Origin of the sequence: Streptomyces sp. NPDC048442 (genome assembly GCF_040651475.1) — a bacterium.
Taxonomy (GTDB): Bacteria; Actinomycetota; Actinomycetes; order Streptomycetales; family Streptomycetaceae; genus Streptomyces.
This window is the reverse complement of the sequence record NZ_JBEZKB010000032.1, coordinates 47,173-64,290: the sequence shown is the minus strand read 5'-3', so window position 1 is coordinate 64,290 and position 17,118 is coordinate 47,173. Positions and strand designations below refer to the sequence as shown.

General features: G+C 70.5%; 25 protein-coding genes. 1 reads left to right on the top strand and 24 read right to left on the bottom strand.

Annotation, left to right across the window (positions count from 1 at the left end):
- Positions 1–84 precede the first annotated feature (84 nt).
- From AB0D18_RS34545 to AB0D18_RS34460, 18 genes are all read right to left on the bottom strand, one after another.
- Entirely contained in the window at positions 85–444 is a 360-nt protein-coding gene (locus AB0D18_RS34545) for a hypothetical protein (RefSeq protein WP_362427886.1), read from the bottom strand.
- On the bottom strand, positions 441–1,676 hold the full coding sequence (locus AB0D18_RS34540; RefSeq protein WP_362427883.1) for a recombinase family protein: 1,236 nt from the start codon (positions 1,674–1,676) through the stop codon (positions 441–443). The genes AB0D18_RS34545 and AB0D18_RS34540 overlap by 4 nt, the downstream gene beginning before the upstream one ends.
- Positions 1,677–1,679: 3 nt before the next feature.
- Positions 1,680–1,820: a hypothetical protein gene (locus AB0D18_RS34535; RefSeq protein ID WP_362427881.1), complete on the bottom strand. Its 141-nt coding sequence runs from the start codon at positions 1,818–1,820 to the stop codon at positions 1,680–1,682.
- Between the two features lie 168 nt (positions 1,821–1,988).
- Positions 1,989–3,248 (bottom strand): N-6 DNA methylase, encoded by a 1,260-nt coding sequence (locus AB0D18_RS34530; RefSeq protein WP_362427878.1) that lies wholly within the window; start codon positions 3,246–3,248, stop codon positions 1,989–1,991.
- Positions 3,245–4,441 (bottom strand): hypothetical protein, encoded by a 1,197-nt coding sequence (locus AB0D18_RS34525; protein ID WP_362427875.1) that lies wholly within the window; start codon positions 4,439–4,441, stop codon positions 3,245–3,247. The genes AB0D18_RS34530 and AB0D18_RS34525 overlap by 4 nt, the downstream gene beginning before the upstream one ends.
- A gap of 139 nt (positions 4,442–4,580) precedes the next feature.
- Positions 4,581–5,000 carry a hypothetical protein gene (locus tag AB0D18_RS34520; RefSeq protein ID WP_362427873.1) on the bottom strand — a complete coding sequence of 140 codons (420 nt, stop codon included), beginning with the start codon at positions 4,998–5,000 and terminating at the stop codon, positions 4,581–4,583.
- A complete protein-coding gene (locus AB0D18_RS34515; RefSeq protein WP_362427870.1) occupies positions 4,997–5,437 on the bottom strand; it encodes an NUDIX hydrolase in 441 nt (146 codons plus the stop codon). The genes AB0D18_RS34520 and AB0D18_RS34515 overlap by 4 nt, the downstream gene beginning before the upstream one ends.
- 24 nt (positions 5,438–5,461) lie before the next feature.
- Positions 5,462–5,638 (bottom strand): hypothetical protein, encoded by a 177-nt coding sequence (locus AB0D18_RS34510; RefSeq protein ID WP_362427867.1) that lies wholly within the window; start codon positions 5,636–5,638, stop codon positions 5,462–5,464.
- On the bottom strand, positions 5,635–6,378 hold the full coding sequence (locus tag AB0D18_RS34505) for a hypothetical protein (protein ID WP_362427864.1): 744 nt from the start codon (positions 6,376–6,378) through the stop codon (positions 5,635–5,637). The genes AB0D18_RS34510 and AB0D18_RS34505 overlap by 4 nt, the downstream gene beginning before the upstream one ends.
- Before the next feature lie 41 nt (positions 6,379–6,419).
- Positions 6,420–6,641 carry a hypothetical protein gene (locus AB0D18_RS34500; RefSeq protein ID WP_362427861.1) on the bottom strand — a complete coding sequence of 74 codons (222 nt, stop codon included), beginning with the start codon at positions 6,639–6,641 and terminating at the stop codon, positions 6,420–6,422.
- Positions 6,642–6,741: 100 nt separating this feature from the next.
- A complete protein-coding gene (locus AB0D18_RS34495) occupies positions 6,742–7,017 on the bottom strand; it encodes a hypothetical protein (protein WP_362427858.1) in 276 nt (91 codons plus the stop codon).
- Positions 7,014–7,457 (bottom strand): hypothetical protein, encoded by a 444-nt coding sequence (locus tag AB0D18_RS34490; protein ID WP_362427855.1) that lies wholly within the window; start codon positions 7,455–7,457, stop codon positions 7,014–7,016. The genes AB0D18_RS34495 and AB0D18_RS34490 overlap by 4 nt, the downstream gene beginning before the upstream one ends.
- Positions 7,454–8,131, bottom strand: a complete 678-nt coding sequence (locus AB0D18_RS34485) for a GGDEF domain-containing protein (protein ID WP_362427852.1) — start codon at positions 8,129–8,131, stop codon at positions 7,454–7,456. Before AB0D18_RS34485 ends, AB0D18_RS34490 begins: the two co-directional genes overlap by 4 nt.
- Before the next feature lie 86 nt (positions 8,132–8,217).
- Positions 8,218–8,436 (bottom strand): hypothetical protein, encoded by a 219-nt coding sequence (locus AB0D18_RS34480; protein ID WP_362427849.1) that lies wholly within the window; start codon positions 8,434–8,436, stop codon positions 8,218–8,220.
- 101 nt (positions 8,437–8,537) lie between these two features.
- On the bottom strand, positions 8,538–9,320 hold the full coding sequence (locus AB0D18_RS34475; protein WP_362427846.1) for a hypothetical protein: 783 nt from the start codon (positions 9,318–9,320) through the stop codon (positions 8,538–8,540).
- An 11-nt stretch (positions 9,321–9,331) separates the two neighbouring features.
- The gene (locus AB0D18_RS34470; RefSeq protein ID WP_362427843.1) at positions 9,332–9,505 is read right to left on the bottom strand and encodes a pRL2-8; all 174 of its coding nucleotides are present in this window, start codon (positions 9,503–9,505) and stop codon (positions 9,332–9,334) included.
- Positions 9,506–9,551: 46 nt separating this feature from the next.
- Positions 9,552–9,845, bottom strand: a complete 294-nt coding sequence (locus AB0D18_RS34465; protein ID WP_362427840.1) for a hypothetical protein — start codon at positions 9,843–9,845, stop codon at positions 9,552–9,554.
- A 186-nt stretch (positions 9,846–10,031) separates the two neighbouring features.
- A complete protein-coding gene (locus AB0D18_RS34460) occupies positions 10,032–10,580 on the bottom strand; it encodes a hypothetical protein (RefSeq protein ID WP_362427837.1) in 549 nt (182 codons plus the stop codon).
- 183 nt (positions 10,581–10,763) lie between these two features.
- Between AB0D18_RS34460 and AB0D18_RS34455 the strand changes: the two genes are divergently transcribed.
- The gene (locus tag AB0D18_RS34455) at positions 10,764–10,928 is read left to right on the top strand and encodes a hypothetical protein (RefSeq protein WP_199919302.1); all 165 of its coding nucleotides are present in this window, start codon (positions 10,764–10,766) and stop codon (positions 10,926–10,928) included.
- Between the two features lies 1 nt (position 10,929).
- Here the strand turns inward: AB0D18_RS34455 and AB0D18_RS34450 are convergent, their stop codons facing one another.
- The 6 genes from AB0D18_RS34450 to AB0D18_RS34425 form a co-directional block, all read right to left on the bottom strand.
- Complete coding sequence (locus AB0D18_RS34450; protein WP_362427835.1) at positions 10,930–11,118, bottom strand: hypothetical protein; 189 nt, start codon at positions 11,116–11,118, stop codon at positions 10,930–10,932.
- 79 nt (positions 11,119–11,197) lie between these two features.
- Complete coding sequence (locus tag AB0D18_RS34445; protein ID WP_362427832.1) at positions 11,198–13,336, bottom strand: chromosome segregation protein ParM; 2,139 nt, start codon at positions 13,334–13,336, stop codon at positions 11,198–11,200.
- A 75-nt stretch (positions 13,337–13,411) separates the two neighbouring features.
- The gene (locus tag AB0D18_RS34440) at positions 13,412–13,831 is read right to left on the bottom strand and encodes a conjugal transfer protein TraB (protein WP_362427980.1); all 420 of its coding nucleotides are present in this window, start codon (positions 13,829–13,831) and stop codon (positions 13,412–13,414) included.
- Positions 13,832–13,849: 18 nt separating this feature from the next.
- On the bottom strand, positions 13,850–16,108 hold the full coding sequence (locus AB0D18_RS34435) for an ATP/GTP-binding protein (RefSeq protein WP_362427829.1): 2,259 nt from the start codon (positions 16,106–16,108) through the stop codon (positions 13,850–13,852).
- 132 nt (positions 16,109–16,240) lie between these two features.
- On the bottom strand, positions 16,241–16,549 hold the full coding sequence (locus tag AB0D18_RS34430) for a hypothetical protein (protein ID WP_362427826.1): 309 nt from the start codon (positions 16,547–16,549) through the stop codon (positions 16,241–16,243).
- On the bottom strand, positions 16,546–17,025 hold the full coding sequence (locus AB0D18_RS34425; protein ID WP_362427823.1) for a hypothetical protein: 480 nt from the start codon (positions 17,023–17,025) through the stop codon (positions 16,546–16,548). Before AB0D18_RS34425 ends, AB0D18_RS34430 begins: the two co-directional genes overlap by 4 nt.
- Between the last annotated feature and the right edge of the window lie 93 nt (positions 17,026–17,118).

Sequence of the window (17,118 nt, the reverse complement as noted above, 5' to 3'; positions counted from 1 at the left end):
AGGGGAAGAGTGACAAGGACGACCCCGGTCCGAAGAAGTAGAACAGTCCCCACTGCTACGGCGGTGGGGGGCTTCGCTGTGCATCTACTGGGGTGGACGCCGTGCCTTGCGCTTGCCGCGGAGGGCTGCCACTCGTGTGCTGGTCACGCCCGTTGCGTCGGCGATGTCGCGGGATGTACCTCCGCGTGCGGCCAAGGCTTTCACGGCAGCCGAGAGAGCTGCTTCGTAGGCGGCTTCCGCGCTCCGCAGACGTTCCAGTTCCGGGCTGACGGGGATGAGCGCGATCTCGATGCTCACGCCGATGAGGGCGAGCCCTTGAAACAGGTTGTTGTGCAGCGCGCGCAAAGTGGTGCCGTGGCCATAGACCCCATGCGGTGAGACGGCTGCCACCCAGGCGCCGTCGTGGCGAGTGGCCTGGCACTCGATGGCCTTCGGCTTCTTCACGAGGCCCTCCGCGCGTGATTGATGATCTGCCGGATCAGCGCGTCGGGTACGGGGTGCGGCACGACGACTTGCTGCTCCCCGATCAAACACACCGTGTGGGTGCCGCATTCGCGCAGTGGGGTGACCGTGAGCCCTCGCCGGGCTGCCGCGGCCTGCAGGCGCTGCACGGTGACGTGTGACCTTCCTCCTGCTTTGAGCTCCGCCGTGGCCTGCTGCGCGGCTTTCCACTGCTCAACAGTGATGACCGGTTCGTGGGTCTCCCGCGGGGACCAGATCCACTCCGACAGCGGGTTCAGCACGGACTGACCGGGGCGTCCCGTGCGAGAGGCCTTGCGGTTGAAGACCTGATACCCGGTCAGCTTGGGGTTGGCGAGGAGACCGTTGACCAGGTTGTGCGTCCACTGCGTCTTGATCGGATACTGGTCGGGGGCCTGCGCCAGGGCCGCCATGATGTCCGGCGTGGAAAGGTGCTCCTCCCGTCGCAGGCGGTGCATCTCCCTGGCCGCGTCGAATCGTCGCGGATCCGGATGCGGCGCCAGCTTCTTCTTGGGGCGGGCCGGGCCGAAGCGTCCGCCCTCGTGGCGCGGAGCCGACTCGTCGAGCACCGCGATGTAGGGGTAGGGCGGATACCCGTGGTTCCATCCGTTGATGGCGTGCTGGACCTGGCCGTCCGTGGAGCGTTCCATGAGGGCGGTCCGGTAGATCTCCGCCTCGACCTGGCCGTAGCGCCGTGTGCGCAGTCGGCCGGACTCGGTTCCGCCGGTGGGCTCGTTGGCGTACACGACGTCGACGCCCAGGCGTTCCAGTTCGTGTTCGACCGTCAGGCTGGTGAGCATGGCCCGTGCGAGCCGGTCTGAGCTCTCAGACAGCGCATGCGTGACGCCGAGCTCCTCGCACCGCTCCACGAGGTCCTGGAGGCCGCCGGTGCGGGGGGTCGGGACATCCAGCGAGTCATACATCTTCTGTGGGCCGAGTCCGCGCAGTTCCGGAGGGAGCATGCCGGATTCCACGTCCCAGAAGTATGCGGCGAACTCTTCCCCTTCCTCCAGGCATGCGGAGGCGCAGAGGACTTGACGGGGGATGGAGGTGGCGGGGTTCTGGTTGTCCTTGGTCGAGACCCGGCCGATGAAGACCGAGCACCGGGGACGTCCGGGCGCATGGGCGTAGTTCGGCAAGTCGGACAGGTCGACGGGCGGTCGGAACGGTGACAGCCGGGCTGCTGTGTTGTGCACGGTCTATCCCTTCCGCAGGCGGACGTTGGCCATGCGCGACGCGGGCCGGGAGAGGCTGGGCGCGGGTGCATACCAGGCCGGGTCGTAGTCGGGGTGGAGCAGTTCGTCGGCGTACTCCCGCTCCGCCTCCTCCAGGCTCACCACGTTCGCCCAGCTTTGCCCCGGGCCCCGCAGTTGACGCAGCCAACTGCGCTGATTGCGCAGGAGGCGAAAGCCCCAGGTGGGTCCACCACCGGACGTCGTTGTGCCTGGCTCAGCGGGGCAGGTTGGCGAGGGTGTGTCGGCGTCGGATTGGAGGTTGCACGGGGCGTTTCACTCGTTGACCGCTGGTGCGGGAGTCGCGTGGCCGCTGCCCAGGAGCTCGTGCAGCTGCTGGAACTTCTCTTCGCGGGTGCCGTGCACGGTGGCGCAGTGGGCGGCGGCGATCTTATCTGGCTGTGGGCCTGCGTAGCGGGTGATTATGGCCGCGGAGAGCGGCAGGGTGACGCCGGGGAAGATCCGGGTCGGGACGGGCGGTGCCTTCCCTTCCGGGGTCAGATTGATGACGAGGATGCGGTCGGCGGTCTGTCGCATGGCGGCGCGCATGCCGTCGAAGGCGGGGCTGGTGACCCAGGCACCGGGGGAGAGGAAGGCAACGGTCGCGGTGTGCATGCGCGTTTCGAAGGCCCGCCACAGGGCCCACCGCCAGAAGTACACGTAGAGGTTGGACAGGGCGTACTCGATGCGGCCCTGGCCCGGGGTGCGGAAGTCGTCCAGGCTCGGGCGCCAGAGTTCGTCGTGGGGCCGGGTCTGCCGGCGCTTGGGGCGGCGCGCTTCGATCCAGGGCGCGGCGCCTTTGGCTTTGTCCTTGTAGGGGGGATTGCCCAGGATGGCCAGTGGGTGGGGGGAGTTGAGGCGGCTCTGCAGCCCTGGGGGCTGATCGCCGTGGAGGGCGTTGCCGGTGATGATGTTGTCGTCGAGCCAGGTGATCGGCGGGTGGCCGCCGGCCTCCAGCCAGCAGGCGGACTTGGCGACGTCAACGGCTACGGGATCGGTGTCGATGCCGTGGATGCAGGAGCGCATCACCTCGGCCATGACCGCCTGGACGGTGAGCGGTGCGGGGTGCTGCGTGCGGTAGAGCAGGCTCACGTAGGCGGCGGCCAGGATACGGGCGGCCTCGACGAGGAACACCCCGCCTCCGCACGCCGGGTCGAGTACCGATACGGCCAGAACGTCGGCGGGGTCGTCGTCCAGGTCCAGGTCGGTGATGTCGCTCAGCGCGGCGCGGGTCAGTGGCCGTGCGGCTGCGGCTGGGGTGTACCAGGACCCAGCGGTGCTGCGCTGCTCGGAGGCGAGCAACTGCTCGCGCAGCTGGCCGAGTTCGGCTGCCCCCCAGGCCGGGATGTCGTCGAGGTCGTGCAGGAGCTTGCGGATCCGTTCGGCGCTGTCGCCGGGCAGGTCGGTGGGCCAGGGCTCGGGAAGGTGGCGGGCGGCGGCGACCGTGTTCACGGCGAGGCGGATGATCTGGCGGTGGCCGTCGTCTCCGGGCGCTTCGGCGGACAGTGCCTCAAGGGTGCGCGGGGGCAGGTTCATACGGGCTCCTGAGCGGGCTTGAGGGTGCCGTCCAGCAGCCGGTACAGGTACGAGTCGCTGTACCGCAGCTCGGAGGCGATTGCTTTGACCGATTCGCCGTTCTCGCGGCGGCGCCGGATGTCGGCGAGCTGGGAGATGGTGATCCGGCGGCGCGCCGTGGCGCCGTTGGCGCGGCTACGGTCCCGGGCGGCGGCACTCATCGCTGTCGTGCAGGGCTCGCACCGGCAGGCGTGGTTGGTGTAGGTGGACGGCCGACCGTGGACGAGGTCCTGCTGGGGGCGGCCGGTGCGGCGGGTGACCGCGCGGGTCGCCGGGCGCCGGGTGGTTTTCACGGGGGCGGTCGCGGTGCGGGAGCCGACCCGCCGGTCGGTGCCCCACATGCGGGAGGGCTGTTCACCCTCGTGCCACAGGGCGAAGAAGCGTTTGCGCGCGGTGGAGAGAAGGACGTGGAAGGTGCTCTGGGCGACCCCGAGCGCGACGGCGCTCTGCCGGTAGTCGCCGGTCGCGGCGAGTGCGGTCAGTGCCTGCTGCTGGCGCGGGGTGAGCCTGGGCCAGATCTGTGCCAGCGCGTACTGGTCGATGATCCGCTCTTCGGGCGGGGGACGGTGTGCGGCGGCCGTGGTCCAGTACTGCTCGAAGCGGGGCCGGGTGCCGTTGCCGGGGCGGTGGTGGTTGTAGCCGTGGGCTTGCTGGTCCTGGCGGATGGACGCGTCTCGGCCCCGCCGCCCAGCTTGGAACAGATCGCGGCGGGTGGGCGGTTCGGCGGCGGCGAGCAGGTACTCCACAAGGGCGTACCAGGCGGCGTCGTAGCGTTCTTCGATGTCGCCGGCGGTGTGCCAGCTGTCGGAGTGCACGACGTGCCGGGACAAATGGTGGAGATCGTCGAGGGTGTAACCGTGCAGAACCGCCTCGGTGCGCCGCTCCGGGCCAGGAGCGCTGACGGGGGCGGCCAGCGGGGTGAGGGCGAAGTCCGCCACGGGTGCGTGCGCACGCAGGACCGTGCCGGTCAGGGTGCCGGGATCCAGGCGGACATCGACGCTGCGCGAGCCGAGCATGCCGCGGGCATGCCGGTGTACTTCCTGTGCCAGGGCGGCGGGAGTTGCCACGGTCACGGTGAGGGTGCGGGGAGGGCTTGCCCCGGTGGGGGCGGACTGGGCGAAGGTGAGGGTGTAGGACCTCGAAAGGGTGGTCACAGCGGGTGCCTCCGTGAGCTGGCGGGAAAGCGGTCCGGGGCGGCCGGGCTCGTGGCCGGCGGCCGCCCCGGGCCGGTCAGGGGTGAAGCGGCCCGCCCCTGTGGAGGGCTGCTTCGGGGCGTGCTGTTCGCCGCGGTGCTCAGTCGCTGGCGGGGGTGTCCATGCGCAGTTCGGCCAGGGCGATCCCGACCGTGGCGCAGGGCCCGGAGCAGAAATGGCGGGCGGGCATGGTGGAGCCCTGGACGTGGATACGGACCCAGCCGCGGTGCTGCACGCTGCGGCCCGTGGCCTCCTGGCCGCATCCGTCGACGGGGCAGTCGCCCGGCGGCGGGATACGGCGTCCGGGCTGGGAGCCGGACGCGGCGGTGACGTACTGCCCGCCGTACCACTCCCGCTGCTTCTGCGAGCGATTGGTGACGGGCTTGCTGGTGCTCTGGTGCTCGCGGACGGCGGCCAGGCAGCCGCACTCCTCGGTCGCATCGACCTTGCGGTAACGGTGCTGGCGGTAGCCGCGCATGCTGCCGTGGTCTATTCCGGCTTCCTGTCCGATGACGCTCACTGTCCCGCTCCCTTTGCCGTGTTGAGAGCCACGGCCGCGTTGAGGATGTCTGCGTGGTCGAACGCCAGCTGTGGCGGCAGGGCGTCCAGGGGCCACCAGCGGGCGGTACGGGCGTCGTCCCCGGCGACGATCGGGGTGTCGGCGGGGACGACGGCGAGGAAGGCGTCGGTGCTGTACCGGCCCCGCGGGTCGCGGCCGGGCTGGTCCCAGGTGCCGATCTCGCGCAGGGAGGTGGTGGCCACGTGGACACCGCTCTGCTCACCGAGCTCCCGGGAGGCAGCCTGGCGGCTGGACTCCCCGGCGTCTCGGTGACCACCAGGCAGAGCCCAGAAACCTTCAAAGGGGTCCCAGTCGCGCTCGATCAACAAGACGTTGGCGTCGGGCGTCAGGGCGACCACGTCGGCGGTGGAGCAGGTGGTGGGCTCGGTCTCGGTCATGTGTGTGCCTCTCGGTGAAGTGGGTCAGTGGGTGGTGGTGACCACGAGGAACTGGTCGCTGCCGAGGTCCATCACGACGTGGGCGTCGGTGCCCTCTGCGCGCTGGGCGGCGGCGTACTCTTCGGCCGGCCAGGAGCCCCGGGGGCCTCCGGCGGCGAAGCGCTTCAGGACGGTGCGCTGCGCGGGGGGTGCGGTCGTCATCGCGGGCCGCCCTCGTCCTCGAGGCTGGGGTCGTCGACGTCGCCGAACATGGCGTCCATGGCCTGGCAGATAGCCGGACGGGCCTGCGGCGGGGCGGTCTTCAGGACCTCGTTGGTCAGATCGAGCAGATCGAGATCGCCGAACAGGGAGTTCAGGTCCGCCACGGTCATCTCGTCCAGGCCGTCCGGGGACGCACTGGCCTGGAGGGCGTTCATGGCGTCGACCGCGTCGGCGAGCTGGTGGGCGCGGGTGGGAGTGAGGTGCAGGCTGCGGCTGAGGTCCACGCCCGCCTCTGGGGTGCCCGTCGGGCTGAGGTGGATCCGGATGCGCTGATCCGGTCCGGGGGCCTGGCCTCCGGCGAGGGCCTGAGCGAGGGTCTCGATCGCTGCGGCGATCTCGGCACTGGCCTGGGGGGTGGGGGTGTCCTCGTCGTCGGGGAGGTCGGGGGCCGCCCAGAGGATCTCCACGCTATCGGCGTGCAGGCAGATGCCGCCCTGCGCGGTGTCCGGGAGGGCGAGGTGGCCGACGACGCGGAGGAGGTCGCCGGGGCGGCACTCGGTGAGCAGGGCGGCGACGTGCGCGTTGCTGGTGGTGCAGGGCATCAGCGCGTCGTGGATGAGGTGGTCGGTGGGGGAGGAGGTCAGCCGCCAGGACGCGGTGTCGACGCTGTCACCGGATTCGGCGGAGGCATCGAGGTGTCCGTCCAGGACCAGCGGTATCGGGGGGTTCAGCTGCTTCATGTCGGCAGTTCCTTCACGGAGTCGGAAGGTGGGGGTGGGGGTCATCGGGCGGGGCGGGGGATCGTCCATCCGCGCAGGCCCTCCAGGAGGAGGGCCCGGTGGTGCTCGCGGTCCTCGCGGGTGAGCGGCAGGACCCTGCTGCTGCGGGACCACGCGGGCGAGGCCGGCGGCTCCGGATGGGCGAGCGCCCGCTCCACCTCGATGGCGGCATCGGCCGGGGTGTGGGAAGCGGGGAGGGAGAGGGGTTCGCTGGAGTGCGTCACGGCGGTCTCCTTGAACATGCGAAGGTGGGGAAGCCCCCGGGGAGAGGTCGGTTGGCCACTCGGCTGGTGACGGAACGAACTGGCCCCGGGGGCATTCCTGTTAGGCGTGGCCGGTGTCGCGGCGCTTGGCCTGGGCGTCGTTGGCGAACCTGCCGAGGCGGGCCTCGGTGGGGTTGGCGGCGATCCAGGATTCGGCGCACACCTTGTGCGCGGGCTCGCCGGAGTGAGAGCGCATCCGCGTGGCCTGCCGGCACAGCGCGCACGGCCTGTCCTGCCAGGAGTGGAAGTGGCGGGGATCGCCCCAGTCCAGCAGCCCGCCCGGCACCGGAACAGTTCCGGGCTCGAACGGCTTCTCCTTCTTCCGGCGGGTGGTCACGGCCGCACGTCGGGCAGCTGCTGGAGCACCTGAATGAGCACAGGCTCCGGGGGCTTCCACAACCCGAGCTGCCCCTGTGCCGGGATGGGCAGCGCGAGCTCCTGCACATCTCGGAAAACCAGATGGAAAGCCTCGGGCTCCGACCAGGCGGTGCAGGGCCTGGTTCCGTCGGCGTCGCGGTGGCAGTCGATCAGCCGGGCCACCCCGACGACCACGCCGGTCGCCAGCTCCCGGCCGGACACCGTGCGGGCGACCAGCGGGTCGCGCAGCGCGGGCCGGTCGATGCTCTGGCTCGCGTGCAGCAGCACCAGGCCGCGCCAGGGCCACCGGTTGTGGGAGCGGTTCTCCACGGTCTTCGCCCCGGTCAGCACGCAGGTTGTCCAGGACTGTTTGATGCTGATCGCCCGGATCCAGTCGCCCGTGGGAAGTGGGGTGTTCATGCGGCTCGCCCCCACTGGTGGGTGCCCGGCCTGCCCGCCCGGCGGCCGTTCACGGAGCGTGTGGCGGCGTGGGCGGGGGTGGCGAGGACGGCGCGGCCGGTGTGCTTACCCGCGTACAAGGCGGCGTCGGCGGCCCGCTGAAGGAGCGACAGCTCTTGGGTGCCGAGCACGTCCGGTGCCGCGGCGCCGACCGATGCGGCGACGTCGACCGTGCGCCCGTCGTCCAGGACGACGGGCGTGCACAGCCTCCCGACCAGCTGCTCCAGACGGAGCGCGCGGTGGTCGGCGGTCAGCTGAAGGACCACGGCGAATTCATCGCCCCCGAGGCGGCCGATCGCAGCGTGTGGGCCCGCCCACTCGGTGAGCCGGGCGCCGAACGACGCGAGGACAGAGTCACCCGCCCCGTGTCCGAAGTTGTCGTTGACCTGCTTGAACCGGTCGGCGTCGATCATGAGCACGGTGGTGTCGTCACCGTGGCGGGCCAGGAGGCGGCGGGCGCGGGCGGTGTAGGGGTCGCGGCGCAGCAGGCCGGTCAGCGGGTCGCGCTTGGTGGCGGCGAGCTTCTTGTACAGCGTGACGGCGTGCACCGCCCAGCCGGTCAGCGGCACGGCGGCGGTGGTGATCAGAAGGGTGCGCAGGCCGAACCGGCCCGAAGGGTGCAGAGCGGAGTCCATACTGGTGTCTCCCTCTCGTCTCGTACGGGTGGGTGGCCCGGGGCGGCTGGCTTGCTTGGCGGTAGGACGGTCGCCCCGGGGCGAATTCAGTTCTCGTACGTGTCGTGCCAGATGACCTTTATGGCGTCGACCAGGGGCTTGGCGCCCCGGCGGTGCCGGATGGCGTCGGCGCTGTTGACGTCCTTGCGGGCCTGCCGCTTGGCCAGGAGCTGCAGGGGGTACAGGTCGGCGCGGTACGTGAACACCTGGACGCCGCTCCGCTGGTCTGCGCGGACGGTGGGGATGTCGATCTCCCAGTACGCCATGGCGTCCACCTCCTCTTGTCTGATCTCTCGGGTACCGGGCTGTCCGGTCCCCCGCACCGCCCGGCCCGTGGGGGCGCCGGTCGGCACGGGGGAGGGGCAGATCAGGTACTGCGCGTGATCAGGTCGATGTCGGTGTCCGTGCAGCCGCTGAGCCTCGCGTCCTCGACCGCCGCGTCCAGCTCGGTGTCGAGCTGTTCCTTGAGCAGTTCGAGGGCCCGGTCGGGGAACTCGTAGCGGTTGGACGGGTGTTCGGGGGAGAGCGCCCGGCGGATCTCTCCTGCCTTGGTTTCGACGGCTTCGAGGCGGTACTGGCGCACGACGCCCGTCAGGGCCTCCCACAGGACGTCGTCGCGGCCCCAGACGGGGTCGATGAGCGTGAGTTGCCAGGCGGAGAGGACCGTGCCGAGGGCGCGGACGCCGATGGTCCCCGTCCGCCAGAGGTGGAGCAGGTCGCGGGCCGCCAGGAAGCGGCCGAAGGCTGTGTAGACGCGGCCCGTGCAGCGGGTGACGGGGATGCCCTCGGCGTGCTGGCGGGGTGACATGTCGTGCTGGACGACCAGGAGTCCGGCCGTCTCGGCGGCAGCCACCAGGCGGTCGCGCAGCTGCCGGTCGCCAACCAGGCCGGAGACGGCGGCACGCTGCTCCCACCACCGGCCGTCCACGCCGAAGCAGTTCACGCCGGGCTGGGAACTGTCAGTGACGAAGCCGATCCGGTTGACGGCGACCAGCACCGGCAGGAGGTGCTGGGTCTCCTCGTCGGGGCCGCAGCGGGCCGTATAGCCGGGCTGGCTGCCGATGTCGCCGATCAGCCAGGACGCCACCAGGGTTCCGAGGTCCTGCAGGTTCTCGGCGGAGCGCCAGCGCTTCTTGTCCGCGCGGCTCATCCAGGGAAGCTTCATCGGTCGGCCCCCACGATCATGTTGCCGTGCCCATGGAGCATGTGGTCCACGCACGCCGGGCAGTCCTCGTTCCACTTGAGGTGCCTGTGCTGCTCGCGGCAGTCGTACGCGTGGAGCCAGCACTGTCGGCATTCGTTCGTCGGCGGGTTGAGGGCCTTGTGGCTCGCCATCAGGTTTCTCCTGTTCAGCAGTGGGGCGTACAGGTGACGTGCGGATTCAGGCGGGAAGCTGGGAGGCGAGGTGCTCTGCGTCGCATGCCTCGCGCTCGCGCCGATCGATGAGCGCCTCGTACGCGCGGACCGTGCTGTGCGGCAGGGGCTCGATCGCGTACCCGTGGCGCAGGTAGGCGAGGTGCGCGGCGCGGGCAGCGCGGCCGGAGAGCTGATGGGCGTGCACCAGCTCGTGTGTGAGCGTTTCGTTCATGTCGGCGACGGTGCGGACGGTGCCGAGGTGAACGACCAGGACGATGCCGCCCGGGGACAGCTCGGTGACGCCGTACGTGCCGCGCAACTCCTGACGCCCCCAGCGCAGTTGCCTCGCCGCCTCTGGCCGTTGATGGGCTTGTCGTCGGACTGCATGACGGGGCGCTCCCTTGGTCGGGTTCGTGTGACGGGTGGTGGTGTGCAGGCCGGAGGGCCTGGCCCGCACCCGACCGTGAGGGGTTCGGGTGCGAGGCAGGTGGTCCGGAGTCGGGGTTCAGAGGCCGCGGGCGTCGGCAAGGTCGGCAGCCTGGTCGAGCATCCGCAGGGGGTGGCGGCCGTCTGCCCAGGAGTCGTTGAAGCCGGGCACGGAGTCGACGTGGCCGCCGAACTGGCGGCGGATCGCGTCCAGGACGACGACGGCGGCGTCGGCTTCCACGCCGCTGTTGCCGCGGGCCTCGATCCGGATGGCTCCGAGCATGCAGCGGGCCCCTTCTTCATCGACCAGGGCGCCGGAGCACCAGCCGCCGGTGAGCAGGCGGTGGTGCGCGCGCTGCAGAACGGCGGCGACCGGCGTCGGGTAGGGCGTCGGCGGCTGGAGCGTGGGGGTCAGCGGGAGGGTGACGACGTCGGCCAGATCGACGGGCTCGATGTCGATGTGGGCGGTGTTGACCTCGTAGGCGACGGCGGCCTCCTCCAGCCGGAAGGTCATCGCCGTGTTGATGAACGCCATGCGTTCCTCGAGAGACAGGGCCGCCGACGGCGCGGGGCCGGGGGTCGTCGGGGCAGGGGTGGCGGGGGCGGGGGAGAGCGTGGTGTGAGTCATCGGCGCTCCAGGCAGGGCACGGCAACGGGCGTCACCGAATGGGGATGCCGGTGACGCCCGTTGGGCAGGGAGGTGAGGTGCGCGGCCGGGTCTGTGGCAACTCGCCTAAAGGGAAGCGTTGTTGCCGTTGCGCGCAGGGCGGGCAGCCTGTACGCAGGTGGGCCGGACAGGGGAGAGACCAGGATGAACTTCTTATTCGTGTGCGGCTGGTGCGACGAGGAGAACGTGGTGTTCTGCCCGCGCACGGGGTTCTGGGGCAACCGTTTCGAGGACCCCGAGACCTTCGACTGCTGGTCCTGCGGGGGCACGAGCACGACTCCCTACAGCCCGTGGACGCCCGCCGACTGACCTACAGGCTGGCGAGCAGTCCGGCGAGCGAGGCGAGGCCGGTGTTGATCGCCGGGGCGAGGCCGGTCGCGGCGAGGGTGAAGCCGAACAGGCTGCACGCCAGCATGGCGCCCACGCTGACGTAGCGGCCCTTGAGCAGGACGAACACGATGATGCCCAGCAGGACGGCGGCGGAGAGGGAAAGGGCCACGGCTCAGGTCTCCTTCATGAGGTCGGGCGGGGGCCGGCCTGCTCGGGCAGGCCGGCCCCCGCCGGTGCGGGGATGGTGATCAGGCGTTGTTGAGGCTCTTGATGGCCTCCAGCGCCTGGCGGGGCGAGACGACCTGGGACTCGCGGCTGCTCCCGGGCTTGGTGCCGCGCTTGCCGCCCCCGCCCTTGCCGCCACCACCGCCGCGACGGCGGGAGCCGTCGTCGTCATCGTCCGTGGGCTCGGGCCAGAACTCGCCGGGGCGCACCGGCTCGTTCCAGTCGAACCACAGGCCGCGCTTGGTCAGCTCACTGATCTCGTGGTCGGTGAGGTGGTTGACGTCGTCGGGGAACAGGGTGGTGAGGTCGGTGTCGAAGTCCGCGTACAGCGAGCGCATGAGGACCGCGCGGCCGTTGTCGAGGACCATGACGGCGACGCCACCAGTGCTCACGCCGTTCTCCGGGTCGGCTTCGCCCTTCATGGCCCGCTCGATCGCGGACCCTTCCTGCTGGGCGTAGCGGGCCGGGATGGTCGGCACGTCGTAGGCGTTCTCCATCGTGCCCTCCGCCGCCTTGCGGGTGGCGCCGGGTGAGCCCATGTTGAAGATGGTCGGCCGGCTGTTCTGGCGGAGGTTGTCCTTCATCTCGGTGGAGAACCCGTTGTGCGCGAACGGGGACTGCCCGGCCGGGTTGAAGCCGATGCCGTACTTCAGGCCGGTGACCGTGAGGCTGTCTCCGTCGGTCTGGATGAACTCGCCGAAGTCCCCGTCCTGGGCTGCGGTCATGAACTCGTCCGCGTACACGTTGAGCTGCCGGTAGGGGCAGCGGGGGTCGCCCGGTTTGTAGTCGTGCGGCTGACCGTCGTGCGGCCAGGGCATCTCCGCCCTGATCTCGCCCAGCGCGTTCGCCGCGCGCAGCGAGCGGGCCATCCACAGGGCGTTCGAGCCCTGCCGGTCGATGTACTTCCCGAGCACGGTGGTCTTCTCGTCCTTGCGGACGGTGGAGAGCCACACGACCTGGCCGTCCAGGGACTGCGCAGCCATGTTGATCGCGAAGAACTGGGTCTTGCCGCTGCGGCTCACCCCGAGGATGAGGCCGTGGGCTGCGGCGTTCTTGTCGTGCTGGTAGACCATGGTTTTCACCGGCTGGCCGGTGATGGTGTACCCGCAGACGTACATGCCCTTGGCGTCCGGGGTGAGCAGCTCGCGGGTGGCGGGGAAGATCGCGGACAGCGGGGGCTTGTCGAAGGCGCTGATAAGGAACTCGGTGCCGTCGATGAGGACGAACACGCAACTGTCGTCCTCGGGCAGGCCCAGGCCGCGGCAGACCTTGGCCAGGTCGATGCGCGGTGTGGTGGTGCCGTCGGTCATCTTCGCCCGGTAGAACGTCACGCCGCGGGCGTCGTCGCGGGTGCGGTGGACCAGCTCCGAGCCGGGGGCACCGCCTTTGGCGGAGCCGACCTTGTCCGTCCAGCGCTCCTGGGGAGTCGGCTTGGTACGGCGCCGGGTATTGGCGTCGGGGGTGATGCGGGCCTCCAGCCAGCCCGGCCCGCTCTGGCGGCCGGGCTGAGCCGCGACGTCCGCGAGGACAACGTCGCTGGCGGGCACCGCGAACGGTGCGGCCACCGCCGCCTCGGACAGGCCGGTGATCGGCCGCCCGATTTCCGAGGCGCGCAGCAGGATCGTCATGTCGTGCCGCATCCCAGGGTGTCGGGTGGCTTTGACGACGTGGGTACGGCCGGGCATCCCGGCGTTCTCCCACATCATCCGCACCTCACGGGTGAGCAGGTCGGCGTCGTCGGCCGGCGTCTCCTCAGCGGGCTCGGGGGCTTCGGCGGGCGTCGGCTGCGGGGCCGGGGCGGCGAGGGCCGGGCGGTGCCGGCGGCGGGCGTGCCGGGAGAACGGCATCACCAGGTAGCCGACTGCCGCCCAGGTGGCGGCGAGCATGCCGTCCATCCCGTACGGTCCGAAGCCGGTGGTGTGTCCGGCGACGGTGTCGATGGCGGCGGCCAGGACCAGCGGGGACCAGCGCAGGATCTTGCGTCCGGCACCCAGCTCGTCGCTCTTGCCGGCCAGGATGCAGGCGCCGATTCCGGCGGCGCCGGCCAACTGCACGATCTGGTTGACGGGGCTGTCGGGGTAGAGGTTCGGGGCCACGGCCAGCGCGGGCGCGACGAGGGTGTAGGCGAGGCGTTCGAGCACGACACTGCGCGGCGTGGACACCAAGTACTCCTTCACGAAAACAGGCGGGCGGCTCCGCAGGAGTGCGGGGCCGCCCGGGGCGGAGTGGGTGAGGGGTCAGCGGTCGAAGAAGCCCGGCCTGGGGGTCTTCTCGCGCCGGTTGGATCGGATGTCGTCCAACGCGCCGTAGAGCTTGGAGTGGGTGCTCTTGGTCTTGTGGGTGAGGCCGGCGGTCTCCTGCGCAGTGTCGTGCAGCCGCTTGACCTCAACGGCGGCGCCGCCCAGGGCGACCGCGACCAGGTTGGTCACCTCCACAAACTGCCCGTCCAGACCCGCGTTCTCGATGTCGCGGGCGACGTCCTCGGTGCGGGTGGCGTTGGCATACATGCTGCGGCGCAGCGACTCGAGCTCGAGGGTCGCGTCGTCCATGGCCTTGCCGAGCTTGTCCAGCTTGTTCTGGACGGCTTTGTAACGGTTGTCGTCGTCGGCCAGGGCGGGTGCTTCCCCTCCGGGGCGGGATGCGAGATCGCTCATCAGTACAGGTCTCCCATTCTTCTAGTCGTGGTGGGCGGCGGCCGACGCGTGCTTGAGACCCGCGTCTTCCTTGGCCGCCATGTCCTGGCCGTATACGCGGGCGACCCGGCCTGCCGCGAGCCTGGCTGCCTCCTTGGCGATGCCGCACTGCTCCGCGCACCGCTCCGCCTGCGCTTTCATCCGGCCCGCGGAGTCCGCGAGGTCGGTGATCAGGTTGGTGACGGTGGTGGAGATGTTGTGGTCGCCGACCAGGTCGGCGGCCATGTCCCGCAGGGCGTCGGCGACTTTGCCGAGTGCCTCCATCAGCGCTTCGGCGCGCTCCTGGTCGGAGGCGGCCTTGATGGCGATGTTCGCCATCTCCATCAAGAACTCGTCGAACGTGATGTCCGTGCGGTGCTGGGCAGCCAAATTGCCCTGCGCGGATGGCTTTCTGACCGATGCGCTGCTCACGCTGCTCCCTTCCGTGTCCGTGCTGGGGGGTCGGCTGGTGGCGGGCCGCTCGGTGTGCGGCTCCGGTGCGGGCGGCAGGCCCCTGACGCCGGTCGTCACCGCGGCCGGACCGTCGGGGACGATGTCCGCGTCGACGATGTCGTCCTCGGTTTCGCCTGCGGTCTTCGGCGGGCGGGTCTCGTGCTCGGGCCACTCCACCGTCGGGGTGGGCTCCGGTCCGAACCGGCTCTCCGACGACCGGCCCGACCGGCTGCGCCGACCGGCACCCGCCGTGCGACCGGCACGGCCGGCGCGGCCCGTGCGGCCCGTGCGGCGGGTACGGCCCCGTCGTCCGGCCCGGCCCGAACCGCCGGCGCGGCGGCGGAACCGGCGGCGCTTCTTCGTGTCGCCAGACGCCCCGTCAGCGGCCTTGTCGTCCTTGCCGGACTCATCGCCCGCCGGGGCGTCCTTTCCGGCCTCGGAGGCCCCGCCTGGGGCTTCCTTGGCGGTCTTGTCGTCCTTGCCGTCGGCGTCCTTTCCCTTGCTGTCCTTGTCCTTGGTCAGGTTCACCTTCTCCGTGCCGGCCGCCTTGGCGGCCTTGGCTGCCTTCGCCTCCGCGCGGCGGGCCGCCTTGTCCTCCGCAGCGGCCTTCGCGTCGGCGCGGCGCTGGTCGAGGCGGCGCTGGGCTTCCTCGCCGACGGCCTGGCCCAAGGTGGTGCGGCCGGTGCCGGTCGACGCCGCGGCTTCCCGCTTCGCCTTCCGTGCCGCCTCCCGCTCCGCCTTCTTTGCCCGGCGGTCCTCCCACTCCTTCTGTCGGTTGGCGCGCGCCTGGTCCCGGTTCTTGCCCCGGTCGGCGATACCGGCCGTGTGCCCGGCGCTGCGCCGTTCCTGACGTCCGGCCTGACGGACCCCGGCGCGGTCGGCGCGGCCACGGGCCCGCTCCGCACGGGCGTTGGACGCCGGGCTGTGGTGCTGCGCCCGGCCACCGCCGTTACCCTTCGAGCCGCTGCCCTTGCCGGAGCCGCCAGAGCCCGTCTGCGAGCCCTTCGCACCCTTGGGTGACCCGTCACGCCCGGAACCAGGCGTACGGCCACTGGAGCCCCGGTCAGGGCCCTTCGGGCCGCCCTTGCCGCTCCCGGCCGCCCCGGACCCCGAACGCCCGGCGGATCCACCGGAGTTGGAGCCGCGCGCCGCGGGCCCCTTCGAGCCGGACCCCGAGTTGTTGCGGGACGGCCCGCTGCCGCTGCCCCCGCCGCGCGGGGAACCGCCGCCACCGCCGGCCTTCGAGCGGCCCTTGTCCGCACCCAGGCCGGACCCGGTGGACTGCATACGGCTCGCGTCGGCCTTTCCGCGTGCCGCCGCCTTGTCGCCTTTCGCTTTCATCAGCGCGGCGTGGAGCTTTCCGTTCTGCTCCATCATCGCGACTTCCTGCGCGGTGCGACCCGTGACCAGGGCTGCCTTCCGCGCTATTTCAGCCTCGCGGAAAGGCGCTTCGCTTTCGTGGTTGTACCGCGCCATTTCCAGCCGGAGTTCCAGCCAGTCACCGAGGCGGTCGGCGAGAGAGCGAGGCTGGACGTATTCGCCTTCCTCGTATTCGCCTTCATCTTCGCCGACTTCCGGCGGGCTAATTCCTTCCGAACGTAATGCCATTGCCGGGTCCGGCGCGGCCGGGACTGTAGGCAATTGCATGGTCGTCTCTTCCGGCGACTCCGGGGGTGCGGCGAGAATGTCCTCCGGCGGTGGAATGGTGTCGATGAAATCCGGGATCGGCGGCAGCGTGTAGGTGGCGTCGCCGTTCCAGGGGCCCTGGACCAGGGTTCCGCCGCCGGTGTCGTCCGTGTCGTCGGACACGGTGCACCTCCCTTCAAGGGGTTGACAGAGGGTGGGGTCTCGTGTGCACGCGTGTGCACGTGCACGTGTGCACGCATTACGCGAGGCGAAGGCCCCGCCGGAGTCCGGCGGGGCCTTCGTGGGTGGGGGGGTTCAGCTACGCGGGCCGTGCTGCTTGAGCACGGTGTCCGCGTACTGCATCAGGTGGTCGAACAGTCGCGGGTCGCCCGCGGCCCGTCTCTCCATCACGAGCTTGAAGAGGCGGCAGACCATCGTGAATCCGGCGACGACATCGCTGCGGTTGGCCTTTACTTCCTTGGTGATTTGGGACCGAGTGAGGCGGAGCCAGAATTCCATCCGGCCAATCTCGCCGCGATTTTCGATCGCCTTGCGCTCTTCTGCCTGCAGCCAGTCGTTCCGCCCTTGCAGGGAGCGTTCGACACTGCTGAGGGGGCGCGTCACGCCGACTCCCTGTTACCCAGATCGTAAATCGACGTAGGAACACCATTGCCGGAATTTTGGCCCTGTCCACCCTGCTGCGGCGGATTCTGCGGAGCGGCCTGGAGTGGCGGGGCCTTCTTGCGCTTCTTTTCCAGCTCCTTTTCCTTCCTCTTCTTGGCGGTATTCACGACCGCCTCATCATGGGCGCGGCGCTTGTAGGTGCTCTTTTCCAGGCCCTTGGTGACGTCCTCGACATGCTTGAGCACGTTCCTGAGGGCCCTTTCCACGGGCTGGGCGCGCACCCAGGCGTCGTAAAAGCGGTCGCCGTCGACGTGGGTGTCGCGCAGGTGAACTCGGGTCTCCAGAGCGAGCGTCTCCAGGTTCCTGCCGATGTCCAGCAGGACCCGCTGAACATCGGCCAGGTACCGGGCGGTTGCCTCCGGACTCTGCGCCACATCGCGCAGAGGTGCGTGATTCGGGTTGTTGCTGCTGTTCACGGCGGGTTTCCTCCTGCTGTACTTGGGGAGCTGTCGACTGTCTTTCAGTCGCAGTGAGGGCCAGCCCACTTCCGATGGGCTGGCCCTCACTGG

Excerpts from the sequence above, each read along its gene's own strand:
- AB0D18_RS34490 (WP_362427855.1), bottom strand. The coding sequence starts at position 7,457 with ATGAACACCCCACTTCCCACGGGCGACTGGATCCGGGCGATCAGCATC.
- AB0D18_RS34455 (WP_199919302.1), top strand. The coding sequence starts at position 10,764 with ATGAACTTCTTATTCGTGTGCGGCTGGTGCGACGAGGAGAACGTGGTG.
- AB0D18_RS34505 (WP_362427864.1), bottom strand. The coding sequence starts at position 6,378 with ATGAAGCAGCTGAACCCCCCGATACCGCTGGTCCTGGACGGACACCTC.
- AB0D18_RS34485 (WP_362427852.1), bottom strand. The coding sequence starts at position 8,131 with ATGGACTCCGCTCTGCACCCTTCGGGCCGGTTCGGCCTGCGCACCCTT.
- AB0D18_RS34480 (WP_362427849.1), bottom strand. The coding sequence starts at position 8,436 with ATGGCGTACTGGGAGATCGACATCCCCACCGTCCGCGCAGACCAGCGG.
- AB0D18_RS34460 (WP_362427837.1), bottom strand. The coding sequence starts at position 10,580 with ATGACTCACACCACGCTCTCCCCCGCCCCCGCCACCCCTGCCCCGACG.
- AB0D18_RS34515 (WP_362427870.1), bottom strand. The coding sequence starts at position 5,437 with ATGACCGAGACCGAGCCCACCACCTGCTCCACCGCCGACGTGGTCGCC.
- AB0D18_RS34530 (WP_362427878.1), bottom strand. The coding sequence starts at position 3,248 with ATGAACCTGCCCCCGCGCACCCTTGAGGCACTGTCCGCCGAAGCGCCC.
- AB0D18_RS34510 (WP_362427867.1), bottom strand. The coding sequence starts at position 5,638 with ATGACGACCGCACCCCCCGCGCAGCGCACCGTCCTGAAGCGCTTCGCC.
- AB0D18_RS34470 (WP_362427843.1), bottom strand. The coding sequence starts at position 9,505 with ATGGCGAGCCACAAGGCCCTCAACCCGCCGACGAACGAATGCCGACAG.
- AB0D18_RS34475 (WP_362427846.1), bottom strand. The coding sequence starts at position 9,320 with ATGAGCCGCGCGGACAAGAAGCGCTGGCGCTCCGCCGAGAACCTGCAG.